Source organism: Burkholderia sp. Ac-20345, assembly GCF_017104825.1.
GTDB lineage: Bacteria > Pseudomonadota > Gammaproteobacteria > Burkholderiales > Burkholderiaceae > Burkholderia > Burkholderia lata_B.
This window is the reverse complement of record NZ_JAAGPO010000054.1, coordinates 26,415-40,647: the sequence shown is the minus strand read 5'-3', so window position 1 is coordinate 40,647 and position 14,233 is coordinate 26,415. Positions and strand designations below refer to the sequence as shown.

Here is a 14,233-nt window from a genome sequence, read left to right as displayed (position 1 = left end):
GTCGCCTGCGGGGAGAGACGCGCGGAAAGAACCCGCGTCATTGCGAGACAGGCGGCGGTATCGCCGCCTGCGGGGGAAGGAGTTTAGGCAAACATATCAGGCTGGCGTTCGCGAAACTGCTCTTCGCCAACGCGCCTGATGATACGACGAACACGTGCTTCACTAAGGTGATATTCGCGTGCCAGCTCGAATATCGTCGCATAGCTCCCGGTGTACTTGCGGAAGATTTCCATATCGCGCTCGGAGCGCATGTACGTTTCGGGAAACGGAATGTAGAGTTGTGCGCCGCCGAATTGCTCCGCAACCGCGTTGACGATGCTCAGTGCAACGCGTTCGGCGGGCGCGTGCTCGACCGACCCTTCGCGCATCTTGCGGTATGCAATCTGCGCGAAGTGTTCGAGCAGCTCGGGAAGCTGCGCGGGAAAAGTTGGTCGGTCGGGTACGGTCACTTCAAGCCTCCACTAGCATTCAGATACACGGTGTTATCTCGACCACCGGTTACGTCGACAACGGACGAGAGGTGATGGACCACCTTCATTCCGTTCGGTCCAAATTCGACGGTTGGTAATTCGACAATCACGGGATGATATGGCGGAAAGCGCCGTAGCGCATCAATGAGTTCGGACACCGTCACGATTGCACCTGTTTGAGCGGCGTGCGAGCAAGCCACCGCTTCAGCGATTCGATGACGTTGCTGGCCTGCGCGGTGCTAAGCCACTGCACCGCATCGGCACCAGTCTGGCGCTTCACGTAAGCGGCAAGCGCAGCGTCTCCCACATTGCGCACCGCGCCACGCGAATGTAGCTCGTGCCACAGGGCACGAATCTTCTCCGCCTGCGAGCCACCAGTCACGCGCGCTGATGGCGCAGCAGGCGGCCGACGCGATGGTGTCGTGGGTTGAAAGCCCGATCGCTCCAGGTGCTTCAACACGGCGGTAGCACCGCCGGGTGACAAATTCCGGGCTGAGTCGACGCCGGCCACCGAGCGCAGCATCGTGCGATACGTATCGTCGTCCAGGCCGAGCTGGGATTTGGCGACATGAATGCGCGCCAATGTCGCTTTGTTGATCATCGCTTCTTACCTCGCAGCATGCGCAGCAGGTCTTTCCGGCACAGATAGGCTAGAAACACGACGCCGATTACTACAATGAATTGATCGAAGGTCATGGCAATCAGTCGAGTGCGTTGCGTAGCGCGGCGCGCTCCTCATTGTTGAATCCGTCGAACCAGTCTTCTGCTTCGTTCGATCCAGCTTCGTAAGGGTTGTCGCTGTCGCCGTATCCGACGCGATACGCCTCCCGACCCTCACCGTATGCGGGGGTACGTTCAGTCATCGTCGCCCTCTGCGTCGTGAGCATTGTTTTCGCCATGGACCGCGATTGCGGCATCGACGCTCGCGTCAACGCTAACTAAAAAACCTTCGTCCGTGTAGGCCGTGTCCATCTCGTGATGCTTCGTCACAAACGACACCATGAGCATCATGACCACCTCCCCATCGCCTCCGTTGATGAACTGGGCGTGCTTTCGCATCCATCGGTACCGGGTAGCGCATGATTTGTCGTCCTTGCTCCGCTCCAGCTCGCGATCGATGCAGGTCAGGCACACGTAGCCGCCCATCCAGTCGATGCGAAGCGGCGTGTGCTTGTGTTCGCCGCAGAGCGCGCATGTGGCTGCCTGTTTGCTCGCGTAGGTGAAGTCTTCAGCCACCCGCGCCGGGGCCTGGCTGATCGCGGCTTTCGCAATCCGCATGCACATATCGAAGTCCTTGTGTGACAACGTGCGGCTGGATTCTGCATGGACAACGCGCAGCGCGAGCGCGTGTGTGTCCGCCCCCGCCGCATTGGGCGATGAGTGCTGGTAAACCTGCTCGTCGCCTGGCGCTGTTTCGTGCCGCTCGACGGTCATCGGCGTCTGTTCGTTCTCTGATAAAACCTTGAGGACGAGTTTGCGCAAATTGGCATGTTCCCGATCGACCTCTGCGGAGACTTCTTCACTTGCCGATGTTGATCTTGTGTACTTCGAAAAGGCGACTGCGAATACCCTCGCTTGTTCCATGATGGAGCGCGTCAGCGCATCAGCGCGGCTCGTATAATCCATAGTCAACTTTTCCATAGTCACGCTCCCGCCAGGTCGAATCGAATCGCCTCAAACTTTCCCGTCGTTTCGCTGCGACGTTCGATGCGTACATATGCGGCCGAATGCTGAACGCGAACCGAATCGGATAGCGCTTGCATCGCACGTTTCCACTTCGGATCGTCGATCGCGAGATTGCGCAGGCGCAGCACACGATCCGTCGCGATCTTGCCGATACGGTCCGTTTGGAACGCGTCTTCGATCAGCGCGCGAATCTCGACGCGGGCATCGACCGACCATTCGCGCACACATTGGTCGATCAGCACCTTCGCGGCCTGGAGCCCTTCATCGAAAGACAGTGTCGTCGGCACAACACGCAGGATGCGCATGGAGCCGTCGTAGCTAGTCAGTGTGACGTTTCCCTTCTCGCCACCGATCGCCGCACCGTAGCGCTCGGCCGACAGTTCGATGAACGCGTCGATATCACCGAGCAGCTCGGCACTCAGCTTGACCATGTGCTCCTTCACGCTATGCGCCTTCTGGAATGCTTCTTTCACGAACTCGTCTCGGGCCAGATCGATCGGGCGGATCACTTCAACCGGCACGAGACGGCCGCGCGCGTCGGTCATGTATTGGGCGTTGACGCCCGGAATATTGGACATGTGATTTCTCCAGGTTAAGTCAGTGCGGTTTGCCGGTGAAGCCGGATTCGATCATGGACAGCAACTGCGCACGCAGCGTCGGTCGAGATTCAAGATATTGGTCGAGACATCCTTCGAGAGATGCCCGATCGTCGCGGAGGTGGAGCATGAGCACGGCACCGACGAAGCCGTACACGCGCTCGATGATGTCGAGCTGGTGAGCGCATTGAGCCGAATAGCTGAGAATCGATTCGTTTGCACGGTGAAGCTGTTTCTGCAGTTCGTCTGCGGTCGCGTTCGGGGCGGCTTCGACGCGAATGGTTTCGGTTTGGCTTGTCATTGTTGAATCGAGATAGAAGATGTTTAGATCAGCACATTTCCGTGCGCCACACAGCAAACCTTGACGCCGTTCAGCGACCCATGAACGCAAGCGCCGTCCGCACCTTTGCGCAGATACGGCCGCTCGATATGGCGGAACAGTTCCCGAATCTGGCCTTCGGCGAGCGTGCTGATGTGCAGCACCGGTACCGCTTCATTCCAGTCGACATGATCAGCGTGAAAGCCGGCTTCCCGCAGCGTGCGCTCGGCACGCGTGACGCGCGCAAGCTGCGCGAGGAAGCGCGGCGTCAGCACGACGGGCTGATCGTCGATCGCGCGTTCAACTGTCGGCGGAACGATTTTCAAAGATGCAGACATGGCGTCACCTCCTAGAACTGGCGGTATTCGTCGTTGAGTCGCTTGTACGCGGCGGCGACCGTCTCGGCGGTAATCGATTGACTACCGATCTTCGCGGCGACGTTCATCGTTGCCGCGATCCAGTTGTCGACCGCGAGCGGATACAGGTACGAGCGCTTCGACGCCGGATCGCACAGGCGGTCCGTCAACGCGTCGATCGCATCCTGTTTGAACGCCGCCGCAGCCTTCGCGCCCAGGCGGAATTTCAGATAGTCGGCAAGCTGCCCGTCGAGCGGCGAGAGCCGCACAATCTCGCAGCGCTGCCACACTTCCCGAATTTCCATATCGAGCGGCGACAGGCGTCGATCCAGTTCGGGCTGGCCGAGCAGCAGGATCGACAGCAGCGGCGAACCGTTGTGCGACAGCTCGTAGAAGTTCTTCAGGTGCTTCAGCGTGGGGACAGGCAAACGGTGCGCCTCTTCGATCACCAGCAGATGGCGTCGCTTCGGGTTGTCGGTCTTGGCCTGGATCAGCGCCGCATAAACTTGCTTGCTTCTGGCCTCAAGCGTGAGCGCCGGGCGGACATACGGCGCAATCTCGCGCAGGATCGCCGTTGCGATATGTGCGGCCTTCAGCGTCTTTCCCTTCTTGTCGTTCTGGTCCATGCCGATCACCATGGGTTCGATGACGACGACCTCGCCGTGGCGGCCAAGCTCGTCGGCAAGCATGCCCTTGAGTGTCGATTTGCCGGCCCCCGATTCGCCGATCAAGGCAAGGAAGCCGCCGAAGCGTGCGGCCCGGCTCATGTGCTCGAAGCCGCGACGCAATGCCTGCCCCATGAACACATCCTTCGTTCCCTGCGGCGGCATCAGTCGATCGGGCGACAGGCCAAACATAGTCAGCGCTTCGGCACTCAACGTAACTTTTCGAATCAGCATCACAACCTCGTCTTCGACCCGCAGGCCGTTCTCGATTGGCGGGTTCGCGGGCTTCCCCGAATCCACCGTTTTTTTAAACGCCGCTGCGGCTTCGTCCGCAGTGACACCACACTTCATCAACGCTTCTTGCACCGCAGACTGGAACTCGCTTTTTCTTGCCGGATAGTGACCATGGTTGAGCAATAAACTGATGGGCGTTCGCGACAGCATCGGATGCATGCTCGCTAGTCGGGCCATCGATATCTGATGTGTCTTGAGGATGTGTGCCAGCTTCAGCATGCTTGCAATCGACGCTCCGTATTCGACCCCGACCATTGGGACGCCAGCCGGTCAATCTGATCCTCTTCGACACCGTCCGGAAAGCGCCGCTCAAGCCACGCGAAGTAGTCGGGACGCCATGCGTCGCCAAGCCGGTCCTGAAGCTGGAGCGCGGCCATCGTGACCGACAGCTTCGCCGCGTGGACGACTGGCACACCGACGTCCAAGGCATTGCCGATGCGTGGGATGACTGTCGGCGGCGTCTCTTCGCGGGCAGCAACATACGGATCGAAGGTGCCATTGAACGGCGTGTAGCTGGGGCCCTTCGAGACGGCCTCCGCTTCAGTGATCTTTGAAGCGCCGGCCGCAAGCATCTTGACTGCCTTGCGGTTCGTTTCGAGCACGGTGTCGGCGTGCGCGTCGTAACCCGATCGAATCACCGCCGCGGTTGACGGGAACCCGTGTTCATCCTTCGTGATTTCGGGCAGCGGAAGGTGATGCTCGCGGCCGTCCGCGTCGGTGATAACGGCCATTGCGGTGTCAGGGATGAACGGATGCCAATGAACCGCGATTTTTCCGCCGCGCGTGACATTCGGCACGTCCGCCACGTTCCACACGCGCGCCTTGAAATTGATCGACAGATCGCCGCTGACCGTGCGCGATTCGGGCTCGTCCGTGGCGAGTGACAGCAGCACGGTTTCGGTCGGTGTCGTTCGCAACTGATCGGGCCGAATCTCCAGCCATTTGTCCGTGCGCGCCTTCCCATGCCGCGAGTGCTTCGCGGTAGCATTGAAGTGCAGTTGATACAGGTCCGCAAGCCGATTCAAATCATCGAAGGTGCGCACCTCATCGCGAACGAACTTGAGCCCCGATTCGAACTTGCATTCGATGATGTCCTGGCCTTTCTCGACGCTGCCCTTGGCGCGCGCGTTACCGGGTTTGTTGACGATCAGGTCGATGTCCAGGCGCTTGCAGAAGCGTTTCACCAGCCCGGCCGCAGTCGCGCCCGGATCGACCATCAGGTGAAGCGGCGCACCGTGAAACGGATCATTGCCCGCACGCTCGCGGCCCATCGACCAGGCGAGGAACCGGACCGTATGCTGACCCGACTCGGCATGAGGGTAGTAACGCCAGCGAATGACGTTCGAGCAATGGTCCGTGACGACGTAGCGGATTACGCGGAACGCCTCGATCGCGCGGAGGTTGCCCGGCTTGTTTTTGTAGTGGACGCCGTCCTTCAGCTCGTAGATGCCGACGCCGCCGGTCGGCAGGTAGAACACCACGCAGACCGACGCGTCTACCTGCCACGTGTGATTCGGATGCGGACTGGACAGATGCACGTGCGGCGTCGGCCGGCGCAACTGCTCGGGATGCACATAGTAGGCGCGCAGCGCGCGTGCGATCGCCGTATCCGACAGCGCGACGACTTCACCCGTCGACGTGACGACCCGCTCGGCGCGAATCATGCCCGCGCGACGCAACTGCTCGACCAGGTCAGTCAACGATCCGCGTTGCTTGCCATGGCCGCTCGTCGTTTCCATCATCGCAGCAGACACCACGCGCGCTTCGTGTTCCGTCAGCGCGACGTCACCCGCGTCCGAACGGCGCTTGCGATCGCGCACTGTGTGGTCTTCGAGCAGACGGTGCGCGGCACGCGGCGTCACGCCAAGTTCCTGTGACAGCTCCCCCATGATCTTCCCCTTCGTACCGTGACGCGCGTCGTGCAGACGATCCGCGTATTTCGCCAGGACGGCATGCTGTTGTGGTTTCGCAGACATGAGCGCTCCGTCAGCGGGTCTTCTTGTTCGCGAGCTGCTCCCGCACTGCCGCCCAGCTCGCATCACCCTCGGCCGAAGGATCGACGGCTTCCTGCGGCAGCAGGCCGAAGTCGGCGCACAACTGGCGCGCGGCAGCGAACACGAGCCCAAGGGCCGATGCGCATGCCTGGTCGACAATCAGTTGATCTGCGCCGTGCGCGTCGACGGCTTCGATCGCCGCACCAAGCGCCGCACGCAGGCTGGTCGTCACCGCAGCGGCCACTTCCACGGACGTCTTGTTCAGGTCGTCAATCGCTTCCTGCGACAGAAACTCGGGGGTGGGCTTCGGGGCGCGGGCGAGCTTTTCCTTTTGCTTGCGCATGGTCCCCTGCATCTCTTCGGCTACGGCATCCTTGGCTTTGATCTGCTCATGCGCTTCGCGCAGCGCCGCGCGCAGTTCCGACACCGACATGCATTCGAGTTCGTCCAGCTTTTCGGGGTCGTCGGCCATTGACGCGAGCGAATCGTCATCGAGCAATGCGAGTTCATAGACCTTGCCGATGTCCAGCGACAGCAGAGGCTTCAGATCGTCACGGTTCCAGAATTTCAGCGCTACGCCGGCCACTCGCCGAGCGGTGTCTTTCGAGATTCCCATTTGGGCAATCGCAGGCCCATACATGCCGTGGGGCAGCTCGCGACAGGTGAGTATGATTCTGCCGAGTTCGAGGATGTCTTCTACGAAGCGACGTGCGCGCAGCGCACCTTCCGCAATAAGCCTATCAATCGTGTAGTCCTCGAATCCGTATTTGCTCAGTGCGACCGACATTTGCTCGGCGTTCTCGCGCTTCGCGAGATTCAACTTCTCCTCGAAATTCTCGTCACCAATAAGCACTGCTGATTGACGTGTCCGTGGACTCTTCTTCGTTGTCATCCCTTCCCCCTTACTTGTAGCGTTGTTCAAACTGGTCAATGGCCGCGCGATGCCGCGCGAATTCTTCGGCCGTAGCCCGCGAAAGCTTGACGATGCGTGGCGTCAGTCTCCAGTACTCCTCGCGCCCAGGGATTCGCTCCGCGATTCCTTCTCCCGCCAGTGCTTCCAGATCACGCAGCGCGTTAGGCGAGCTGGTCTGAAGTTCGGACGCAATCGCTTTGAGGCGCATGCCGTCGACCACGTGCCCCTGGAGGACCCAGATCGCGCGCAGTGCACGTTGAGTGGCGGTCGGGCTTTGCTTGTCGGTTACGGTGCTCATGAAAGCTCCAGTTCAGGTTGCGCGGCCCGACCGACGTTGCCGTGATGCCACGCCAACGCGCACATACCGGCATGGATAGCGCTGAGGGTTTTGTCGGCGTCGGAACGTTGCGCGGCGAACTCAAGGATTGCGCCAACGGCTTCGTTCAGAACCGACTGAAGCGCCTGGACGTCGGCCGGAGATACACCCTTGCCGGTCGGAACGGGGATGACGAGATAGCCGGACGAAGCGGCGAGGAATCGCGACACGTAATGGACGCCGCAGACGTGCTCATAGACCGGGATCAACGTCCCCGGCATGCGGCCGGTCGCTAAGTATTTGTAGACGGTGTCCGCCGTCAACGCCATCAGGTCGGCGATGCGCTCGACGGACAGGCCGCGCTCCTCGCGGGCGTGGTCCTTGCAGAGCCGGAACGCCTCCAGCAGCGAGCCAGGCATGATCTTGCTCCAGTTCCGGCGTCTCATTGGAATGTCCTCCGTCGACCGGCTTCCAAACAAATCGCCGATTGGAAAGAGTAAAATTCGATTTCGTTGAGTGAAAATGCGCCCATCGAATCATTGGACGGGAGCGCGGACATGACAGACGACGAACAGCGCGAGCTGTGGGGTACTTTGGACGGTATCGGGCAGACGTTGCTGATTCTCATAGGCGAACTGGAAGTGGCGGGCCGGATTGACGGGCCGGGGTTTAGTAGGCGGCTGCGAAGGTTCGCGGACGGACGGGACCGACAGACGGCGCATCAGGATTCCGCCTCCGTGATGCGTGATCTGGCTGAGCGGATTGACCGGGCGCACGCCGTGCGGGCGGACCGATCGGCGTAGCGGCTACCGGAAAGCCATGGACGTCACGGGCGCGGCTCATGAACGGTTCTCCGGGGTAACGGGGCAGGCGATCGGATTCACGCGGAACTCGGGGTAACAACCGGGCCATGCGGCCTCAGGGTCGAGCCCCGCGACTTCGCAGATCCTGCGCGCCACCCGGATGGACTTGCTGCGTCCGTGGATGGTGAGTGATACGGCGTTGCGCGAGATGTCCAGTTCCCGCGCGATCCGGGCGGGCGAACTGTTCGCCTTACGGATTGAAGCCTTGATGTCTTCTGGGTGCATGGCGTTGGGGGCGAAAAAGCGCACGAACGCTTTTTTGCTACAAGTCAAGTTGATTAGGTAAGTTGATTATGGTGCAGATATTGGCACCTGTCAACGAAATGGTGCAGATATCAGCATGTCTATCGGAGTAAGACTTAGAGAGGAGCGGGAGCGGCTTAAGCTCACGCAGCCGGCGTTCGGTGAGATTGCTCAGGCAGCGAAGCGGACGGTGATCAGTTGGGAACAGGGGGCGTCGACGCCGACGGCGGCTCAACTCGCGCTGTTGGCCGAAGCCGGTATGGACGTGCTCTACGTCATCACCGGTTCGCGCACCCCCGGCGCTTCGAGTGCCGCCCAGCCGAACAGGCGGGAATCAGCGCTACTCGACAACTACCACCACTCTGACGAGGAGGGTAAACGCGCTCTCGAAAGCGCGGCTCTCGTGGCGGCGAAGGCCGCAGGTGCCTCGGTTAGGTCAGGCGATCGTGACGAGGCAAGCGATCGCCGGAGTGGCGGGGATACTGATCCCGCCGTGCCCCGAACCGGATCGCGCGGGTGACGCACTGGTGTGTGACCCGTGCGTGGTCCTCGCGTGCTGGCTTGTAATCGAAGTGCGCGGATTGCGGCGCTTGTGGGTTGCGTGAAAGAGCGGGCCGTCGAAGGTCGACGGCCCGACAAGAAGCGATTTAATGATTGGGGAGAGGCTGTGACGAGTGAATTGCCGGGGTGGATGTCTGTTGTGACGTTGTGCATGCCACTTGTTGGTGTGTGGGTTGGGCAGGCACTTTCGGCTCGGTCGACGCGGAAAGCAATGCGGCTTCAAGCAGACCTAGAAGCAATGAGACTGGAACGCCAATACAAAGAAAATTCCGCCGCTGCTCTGCGCGAAAGAAGGTATGAAATTCTTGTTCTGCTGTTTGACGCTCGCGCCGGGATTCAGCGACTTTCCGCTGAAATTCTGAGGATTCCGCGCCGCGTGATACTTCCGACCGACTACCCCATTGAGGGCTGGCCGAACCCGATGCCATCCGTTGTTGCCCTGAAGGCATATGCGTTGTCTCTTCAGGACGTTCCCGAATTGCAGGTTCTCGCAAAAAAATTCTACGAAGCAACGTCGCAGATGGAAGCAGCGATTGAGGGAGCCACGCTGGAAGAAATGCAGGGCCCGAGTGACGCATGGAAGGAGTCCTTTGGTTTGATCGAGGGGTGGTTTGTGCGTGACGCGAATTCGTCGCTTGATTCCGCGTTACGCCATTAGCGTCGTCGTTCAACTCTGCGATCGCATCGCGCAACACGTCATAGGCCCACGACGGCAAGCTCGGGTTCTCGCCTATCCGAAACAGGCCGTCGGCAAGTTGCCGTCGCTTCTTCACATCACACATCGCGGTCTCTCTCGACGCGCCGGGCACTGACGTGTCCGCACATCCTGTTGCTCGGTGAATCGAGCCTTTCGATTTCAGGCGATCTGACGGCCTGACGCCCCCTGTAGCGGCGCAGATACTCCGCAGCGAATCGAGGGGCCTTCAAACGCGTTTAACGCGCGTTGCGTCGGCTCCTCACAGCAAGGAGCGCGACCCCGAAGGCGGCGTTGCTCGAAACAGCCCGACCGACTACCATTTCGACGCTGTACCTTCCTTCACATCGTGCCGCCACGATAGCTGTCGTTCGCACATCGCCGACAAGAACCCGAGTTCTTTTTCAGCGCGCGTATCGATTGGCAAAGTGGCGACATGTCCAAGCGATCCCACACCCCCTCAATCGGCTACGCAGCCTGCGCGCTCGACCTTGCGTCGTCGCTGTCGGGTAGCGCGCAGGTTTTCCCGATGGGCGCGTTCCGCGCGGCCGACGGATCGGATCGTCCCGCCGATTGCGCCGCGTGGCAGATGACGCCGGAAATCGGCGCACGCCTCGTCGCCGCCGCGAACGCGCGCAGCACCGACTACTGCTTCGACTATGAACACCAGGTGCAGCGCTCCGCTGTCAACGGTAAGCCCGCGCCCGCCGCCGGCTGGTTCAAGACGCTGGAGATGCGCGCGGATGGCTTGTGGGCGACCGGCATCCGCTGGACGCCCGCCGCGCGACAGATGATCGAAGCGGAGGAATACCGCTACACGAGCCCACTTTTTTCCTACGACAAGGATACCGGCGCGGTCCTGTCGATTCTCAACGTCGCTCTGACGAACACCCCCGCGCTCGATGGCATGGACGCCATCGCCGCCAGCGCACTTGCTGCGCTCACCGCACAACCCACTGGAAACGCAACGGAGAAGTCGATGGACGAACTGCTGGAGCGCCTGCGCTACCTGCTCAACCTGCCGCTCACGGCAACCGCGCAAGAAATCGGCGCGGAGCTGGACAAGGTCAAGGTAATGCTCAACGAAGGCAACACGAATACGGCCGCAGCGTCGGTGTCGCTGATCGGCACGCTGACGTCGCTGCGCACGGACCTCACGACATCGCGCACGGCACTCGCCGCCGCGAGCGCACAAGCGGGTGCACACGACCCGTCGAAGTTCGTGCCGATGGATCAGTTCGTCCTGGTTCAGAACCAAGTCGCGGCGCTGTCACAGCAGATCGAAACCGACGAGCGCACGGAGCTGGTCGAGGCGGGTCTGTCCGATGGCCGCATTCTCGCCGTCGCGAAAGACTACTGGATGAGCCAGCCGATCGCCGCGTTGAAGTCGTTCCTCGCTGTCGCGCAACCGATCGCAGCGCTCACCGCAACGCAGACGAAGGGCATCCCGCCGAAGAATGCCGGCGTCGCCGCGCTGTCGACCGACGAAGCGAAGATCGCCGCATCGCTGGGCGTCGACCCCGAGAAGTTCGCGACCGGCTTGCGCGCCGCGAACTGACCTCACGAACCCGAACAGGAGTAACGCATGACAGCAGCTATCAAGGATCGTGACACGCCGCTGCGTGAAGCCGTCCAGTTCGCCTATTCCGCCAAGGGCGGCAAAGTGTCGTTCGTCGGCGCAATGATCGCGATCGACTCGGGCACCGGGTTCGCCGCGCCCTGCACCGGAGCGGCCACCGAGACGGTCGTCGGTGTGAACCGCTATCGCACGGACACGACCGGCATGGCTGACGGCGCGATCGGCATCGAAGTACGCCGTGGCTGCTACCGCTTCACAAACGACACGGCCGCCCCGTATTCGTCGAAGGATATCGGCACGGCCGCGCACGCGCTCGACGACTCGACCGTCAGCAAGAGCGGTCAATCACCGGCTGGCATCGTGCGCGACATCGACGCGAACGGCGACGTCTGGATCGAACTGTAACCGGAGACCTCCGACAAGATGGAACTCAATCAAGCAAATTTCCGGGCGCTGACACTCGCCTTCAACATGTCGTTCCAGGACGCCTTCAACGAGACGCCCGCGCAGTGGAATCGCTTCGCCATGCGCACCGAGTCGGCCACGTCGGAAAGCGTCTATCCGTGGCTCGGCCAGACCACGCGCTTTCGCGAGTGGCTCGGCGACCGCGTGATCCAGGGCCTCACGGTGCACGGTTTCACCATCAAGAACAAGCCGTTCGAGAACACGGTCGGCGTGGACCGCGACTCCATCGACGATGATCAGTACGGTGTCTACAAGCCGCTGATGGCACAGATGGGGCGTGACGCGAAGCGCCATCCGGACATGCTGTCGTACGGCTTGCTCAAGCAAGGCGAGTCGGCACTGTGCTACGACGGCCAGCCGTTCTTTTCGACGGATCACCCGGTTGGCGAACAAGGTTACGAAAAATCCGTGTCGAACGACATGGGCGGCACGGATGTGCCGTGGTATCTGGTCGACGCGTCCCAGGTCATCAAGCCGATGATCGTTCAGTTCCGCAAGGACTACCAGTTCGTGGCGCTCAACAGGCCAGACGACCTGCCCAACTTCATGAAGAAGGAGCTCGTGTTCGGTTCGGACGCGCGACTGAACGTCGGCTTCGGGTTGTGGCAGCTCGCCGCACGCAGCGCGCAGACGCTCACGGCGGAGGCTTTCGGCGCAGCACGCGCGGCGATGCAGAGTCTCAAGAGCGATGCGGGCGCGGCGCTCGGCGTGAATCCCACGCTGCTGATCGTGCCGCCGCAGCTCGAAGGGAAGGCCCGCACGATCCTGCACGCCGAGCAGATCAACGCAACCACCAACATCTACAAGGGGCTGGCCGACGTGCTCGTCGCGCCGTACCTCGCGTAACGCCTGGAGATCATGATGGGTACCAAAATCATCGCCGTATTGCACGTCGTTGCAACGAACGGCCGGGATACGTATCGCGCGGGCGGCCGGGTTTTCTCGCGCAGTGCGACGCAGATCCCGTTGACGGAGTTGACTGAAGCCGAAGTGGAACGGCTGCGCGGCGACCCGTGGTTGTCGGCGGAAGTGACGCTGATTCCGATCGCCGTCGAGGGCGAAGACGATGAGCACGTCGAGGCAATCGTCGCCAGCCTCATGGGCTCGCCGTTCAGCGTCGAGCCGAGCGTCGAGGATGCGCCCGCGACCGATGCGGCCGCGACGGAGACGCGTCAGCCGGCCCGACGCTCGCCGTCGAGCACGAAGTAAGAGGCGACGACGCAATGAGCTATGCGACCGTGACCGACCTCCAGACGCGCTACCTCGAACGCGATCTGATCGCCGTCTCCGACGAGCGCAATCAGCGCGTCGACGATACGCGTCTGCAGGCCGCGCTGGATGACGCCAGCGCCGAGATCGACGGCTATCTCGGGATGCGGTACGTGTTGCCGTTGACGGACGTCGTTCTACTCACGCCGCTGTCGACCCCGACCGTGCTGGTGCGCGCCTGCTGCGAGATCGCAATGTATTGCGCACAGGCGCTGCGCCCGCACGACGACATCAAGGACGCGCGTCAACGTTACGAGGACTGGATCAAGATGCTCAAGCTCATGAGCACGGGCGACATCCAGATTCCCGGCGCGCTGCTGCGCGATGGCCAGGCGACCGAGCCGCCTGATTCGAGTCAGTCGCCCGGCGCGGCGATGGTCGAGTCTGGCCGGTGCCACGACATTTTCGCGCGGAGACACCGATGATCGGCTTGATCAAGGAAATCGAGGACGGGTTGCTCGCGCAGCTCACGGCGGCGTTCACGAAGATGAACGACGAGCGCCCCTGGCTGAAGGTCGAAAGCTGGCCGGTGCGCCCGGAGGGCTACAAGATGACCGGCGCGGGCGACGTGCTGATCATCTATCGCGGCGGCTCGTACAAGGTGCGATCGACGAGCGAAATGTTCTACGACGACGACCTCAAGTTCGAGATCGTGATTCGCGCGCGAACGTTGCGCGACAACGACGGCGCATACGAAATGCTCGAGGCGGCGTTCGGCGCTGTATGCGGCCATCGCCTGCCGCAGTCGGCGGACGTCACTGTGCCGCTGCGCGATGACTTCGTCGACTACGGTGAAGGCGTCTTCGCATACTCGCTGATGGTCTGCGTGCCTGTTCTGATCGTCAAGGGCCGTGACGACGCCGCGCCGAGTCACCTCGGCAACCAGCCGGAAGCCGGCGCATTCGCTGGCGTTTCCTTCAATCGCCAGTAACACCATTTCCCAGGGAAAG

23 protein-coding genes are annotated in these 14,233 nt (G+C 61.5%); 10 read left to right on the top strand and 13 right to left on the bottom strand.

Features of this window, described 5'->3' with window-relative positions; translation table 11 throughout:
* Positions 1–83: 83 nt before the first annotated feature.
* The 9 genes from G3O06_RS20700 to G3O06_RS20660 form a co-directional block, all read right to left on the bottom strand.
* Positions 84–449 (bottom strand): Mor transcription activator family protein, encoded by a 366-nt coding sequence (locus G3O06_RS20700; RefSeq protein ID WP_205817334.1) that lies wholly within the window; start codon positions 447–449, stop codon positions 84–86.
* A gap of 181 nt (positions 450–630) precedes the next feature.
* Positions 631–1,071 carry a regulatory protein GemA gene (locus G3O06_RS20695; protein ID WP_205817333.1) on the bottom strand — a complete coding sequence of 147 codons (441 nt, stop codon included), beginning with the start codon at positions 1,069–1,071 and terminating at the stop codon, positions 631–633.
* Positions 1,072–1,171: 100 nt separating this feature from the next.
* Positions 1,172–1,333, bottom strand: coding sequence for a hypothetical protein (locus G3O06_RS20690; protein ID WP_205817332.1), 162 nt, complete (start codon positions 1,331–1,333; stop codon positions 1,172–1,174).
* Positions 1,326–2,111: a hypothetical protein gene (locus tag G3O06_RS20685; protein WP_205817353.1), complete on the bottom strand. Its 786-nt coding sequence runs from the start codon at positions 2,109–2,111 to the stop codon at positions 1,326–1,328. Before G3O06_RS20685 ends, G3O06_RS20690 begins: the two co-directional genes overlap by 8 nt.
* A gap of 2 nt (positions 2,112–2,113) precedes the next feature.
* Positions 2,114–2,701: a DUF3164 family protein gene (locus tag G3O06_RS20680; protein WP_241020159.1), complete on the bottom strand. Its 588-nt coding sequence runs from the start codon at positions 2,699–2,701 to the stop codon at positions 2,114–2,116.
* A gap of 52 nt (positions 2,702–2,753) precedes the next feature.
* A complete protein-coding gene (locus G3O06_RS20675; RefSeq protein ID WP_205817330.1) occupies positions 2,754–3,053 on the bottom strand; it encodes a hypothetical protein in 300 nt (99 codons plus the stop codon).
* Between the two features lie 23 nt (positions 3,054–3,076).
* Positions 3,077–3,346 carry a hypothetical protein gene (locus tag G3O06_RS20670; protein ID WP_205817329.1) on the bottom strand — a complete coding sequence of 90 codons (270 nt, stop codon included), beginning with the start codon at positions 3,344–3,346 and terminating at the stop codon, positions 3,077–3,079.
* Positions 3,347–3,420: 74 nt separating this feature from the next.
* Positions 3,421–4,605 (bottom strand): AAA family ATPase, encoded by a 1,185-nt coding sequence (locus G3O06_RS20665; protein ID WP_205817328.1) that lies wholly within the window; start codon positions 4,603–4,605, stop codon positions 3,421–3,423.
* Positions 4,599–5,867 (bottom strand): hypothetical protein, encoded by a 1,269-nt coding sequence (locus tag G3O06_RS20660; RefSeq protein ID WP_205817327.1) that lies wholly within the window; start codon positions 5,865–5,867, stop codon positions 4,599–4,601. The genes G3O06_RS20665 and G3O06_RS20660 overlap by 7 nt, the downstream gene beginning before the upstream one ends.
* Positions 5,868–5,918: 51 nt before the next feature.
* On the opposite strand from G3O06_RS20660, the gene G3O06_RS20655 reads away from it, so the two are divergent.
* Positions 5,919–6,263: a hypothetical protein gene (locus tag G3O06_RS20655; RefSeq protein WP_205817326.1), complete on the top strand. Its 345-nt coding sequence runs from the start codon at positions 5,919–5,921 to the stop codon at positions 6,261–6,263.
* Between the two features lie 109 nt (positions 6,264–6,372).
* Here the strand turns inward: G3O06_RS20655 and G3O06_RS20650 are convergent, their stop codons facing one another.
* Genes G3O06_RS20650 through G3O06_RS20640 form a run of 3 tightly spaced genes read right to left on the bottom strand, consistent with a single transcriptional unit; the run spans position 6,373 to position 8,028 of the window.
* Complete coding sequence (locus G3O06_RS20650) at positions 6,373–7,272, bottom strand: hypothetical protein (protein WP_205817325.1); 900 nt, start codon at positions 7,270–7,272, stop codon at positions 6,373–6,375.
* Positions 7,273–7,282: 10 nt separating this feature from the next.
* A complete protein-coding gene (locus tag G3O06_RS20645) occupies positions 7,283–7,591 on the bottom strand; it encodes a hypothetical protein (protein WP_205817324.1) in 309 nt (102 codons plus the stop codon).
* The gene (locus tag G3O06_RS20640; protein WP_241020158.1) at positions 7,588–8,028 is read right to left on the bottom strand and encodes a hypothetical protein; all 441 of its coding nucleotides are present in this window, start codon (positions 8,026–8,028) and stop codon (positions 7,588–7,590) included. Before G3O06_RS20640 ends, G3O06_RS20645 begins: the two co-directional genes overlap by 4 nt.
* Positions 8,029–8,166: 138 nt before the next feature.
* On the opposite strand from G3O06_RS20640, the gene G3O06_RS20635 reads away from it, so the two are divergent.
* The gene (locus G3O06_RS20635) at positions 8,167–8,412 is read left to right on the top strand and encodes a hypothetical protein (RefSeq protein WP_205817322.1); all 246 of its coding nucleotides are present in this window, start codon (positions 8,167–8,169) and stop codon (positions 8,410–8,412) included.
* 36 nt (positions 8,413–8,448) lie between these two features.
* Here the strand turns inward: G3O06_RS20635 and G3O06_RS20630 are convergent, their stop codons facing one another.
* A complete protein-coding gene (locus G3O06_RS20630) occupies positions 8,449–8,721 on the bottom strand; it encodes a helix-turn-helix domain-containing protein (protein ID WP_205817321.1) in 273 nt (90 codons plus the stop codon).
* Positions 8,722–8,812: 91 nt separating this feature from the next.
* On the opposite strand from G3O06_RS20630, the gene G3O06_RS20625 reads away from it, so the two are divergent.
* The 8 genes from G3O06_RS20625 (at position 8,813) to G3O06_RS20590 (ending at position 14,214) form a co-directional block, all read left to right on the top strand.
* Positions 8,813–9,235 carry a transcriptional regulator gene (locus G3O06_RS20625; RefSeq protein ID WP_205817320.1) on the top strand — a complete coding sequence of 141 codons (423 nt, stop codon included), beginning with the start codon at positions 8,813–8,815 and terminating at the stop codon, positions 9,233–9,235.
* 279 nt (positions 9,236–9,514) lie between these two features.
* Entirely contained in the window at positions 9,515–9,934 is a 420-nt protein-coding gene (locus G3O06_RS20620; RefSeq protein WP_205817319.1) for a hypothetical protein, read from the top strand.
* 472 nt (positions 9,935–10,406) lie between these two features.
* On the top strand, positions 10,407–11,528 hold the full coding sequence (locus G3O06_RS20615) for a phage protease (protein ID WP_205817318.1): 1,122 nt from the start codon (positions 10,407–10,409) through the stop codon (positions 11,526–11,528).
* 27 nt (positions 11,529–11,555) lie between these two features.
* Positions 11,556–11,954: a hypothetical protein gene (locus G3O06_RS20610; protein WP_205817317.1), complete on the top strand. Its 399-nt coding sequence runs from the start codon at positions 11,556–11,558 to the stop codon at positions 11,952–11,954.
* Positions 11,955–11,972: 18 nt separating this feature from the next.
* The gene (locus G3O06_RS20605) at positions 11,973–12,860 is read left to right on the top strand and encodes a Mu-like prophage major head subunit gpT family protein (protein WP_205817316.1); all 888 of its coding nucleotides are present in this window, start codon (positions 11,973–11,975) and stop codon (positions 12,858–12,860) included.
* Between the two features lie 12 nt (positions 12,861–12,872).
* The gene (locus tag G3O06_RS20600) at positions 12,873–13,223 is read left to right on the top strand and encodes a hypothetical protein (protein WP_205817315.1); all 351 of its coding nucleotides are present in this window, start codon (positions 12,873–12,875) and stop codon (positions 13,221–13,223) included.
* 14 nt (positions 13,224–13,237) lie between these two features.
* Positions 13,238–13,708, top strand: coding sequence for a phage protein Gp36 family protein (locus G3O06_RS20595; protein ID WP_205817314.1), 471 nt, complete (start codon positions 13,238–13,240; stop codon positions 13,706–13,708).
* Positions 13,705–14,214, top strand: a complete 510-nt coding sequence (locus G3O06_RS20590; RefSeq protein ID WP_205817313.1) for a Gp37 family protein — start codon at positions 13,705–13,707, stop codon at positions 14,212–14,214. The genes G3O06_RS20595 and G3O06_RS20590 overlap by 4 nt, the downstream gene beginning before the upstream one ends.
* Positions 14,215–14,233: the final 19 nt, after the last annotated feature.

Coding starts and splice junctions, on each gene's coding strand:
- G3O06_RS20695 (WP_205817333.1), bottom strand. CDS start 1,071: ATGATCAACAAAGCGACATTGGCGCGCATTCATGTCGCCAAATCCCAG.
- G3O06_RS20690 (WP_205817332.1), bottom strand. CDS start 1,333: ATGACTGAACGTACCCCCGCATACGGTGAGGGTCGGGAGGCGTATCGC.
- G3O06_RS20685 (WP_205817353.1), bottom strand. CDS start 2,111: ATGGAAAAGTTGACTATGGATTATACGAGCCGCGCTGATGCGCTGACG.
- G3O06_RS20680 (WP_241020159.1), bottom strand. CDS start 2,701: ATGACCGACGCGCGCGGCCGTCTCGTGCCGGTTGAAGTGATCCGCCCG.
- G3O06_RS20675 (WP_205817330.1), bottom strand. CDS start 3,053: ATGACAAGCCAAACCGAAACCATTCGCGTCGAAGCCGCCCCGAACGCG.
- G3O06_RS20665 (WP_205817328.1), bottom strand. CDS start 4,605: ATGCTGAAGCTGGCACACATCCTCAAGACACATCAGATATCGATGGCC.
- G3O06_RS20655 (WP_205817326.1), top strand. CDS start 5,919: ATGCACGTGCGGCGTCGGCCGGCGCAACTGCTCGGGATGCACATAGTA.
- G3O06_RS20650 (WP_205817325.1), bottom strand. CDS start 7,272: ATGACAACGAAGAAGAGTCCACGGACACGTCAATCAGCAGTGCTTATT.
- G3O06_RS20645 (WP_205817324.1), bottom strand. CDS start 7,591: ATGAGCACCGTAACCGACAAGCAAAGCCCGACCGCCACTCAACGTGCA.
- G3O06_RS20640 (WP_241020158.1), bottom strand. CDS start 8,028: ATGCCTGGCTCGCTGCTGGAGGCGTTCCGGCTCTGCAAGGACCACGCC.
- G3O06_RS20635 (WP_205817322.1), top strand. CDS start 8,167: ATGACAGACGACGAACAGCGCGAGCTGTGGGGTACTTTGGACGGTATC.
- G3O06_RS20625 (WP_205817320.1), top strand. CDS start 8,813: ATGTCTATCGGAGTAAGACTTAGAGAGGAGCGGGAGCGGCTTAAGCTC.
- G3O06_RS20620 (WP_205817319.1), top strand. CDS start 9,515: ATGAGACTGGAACGCCAATACAAAGAAAATTCCGCCGCTGCTCTGCGC.
- G3O06_RS20615 (WP_205817318.1), top strand. CDS start 10,407: ATGTCCAAGCGATCCCACACCCCCTCAATCGGCTACGCAGCCTGCGCG.
- G3O06_RS20610 (WP_205817317.1), top strand. CDS start 11,556: ATGACAGCAGCTATCAAGGATCGTGACACGCCGCTGCGTGAAGCCGTC.
- G3O06_RS20605 (WP_205817316.1), top strand. CDS start 11,973: ATGGAACTCAATCAAGCAAATTTCCGGGCGCTGACACTCGCCTTCAAC.
- G3O06_RS20600 (WP_205817315.1), top strand. CDS start 12,873: ATGATGGGTACCAAAATCATCGCCGTATTGCACGTCGTTGCAACGAAC.
- G3O06_RS20595 (WP_205817314.1), top strand. CDS start 13,238: ATGAGCTATGCGACCGTGACCGACCTCCAGACGCGCTACCTCGAACGC.
- G3O06_RS20590 (WP_205817313.1), top strand. CDS start 13,705: ATGATCGGCTTGATCAAGGAAATCGAGGACGGGTTGCTCGCGCAGCTC.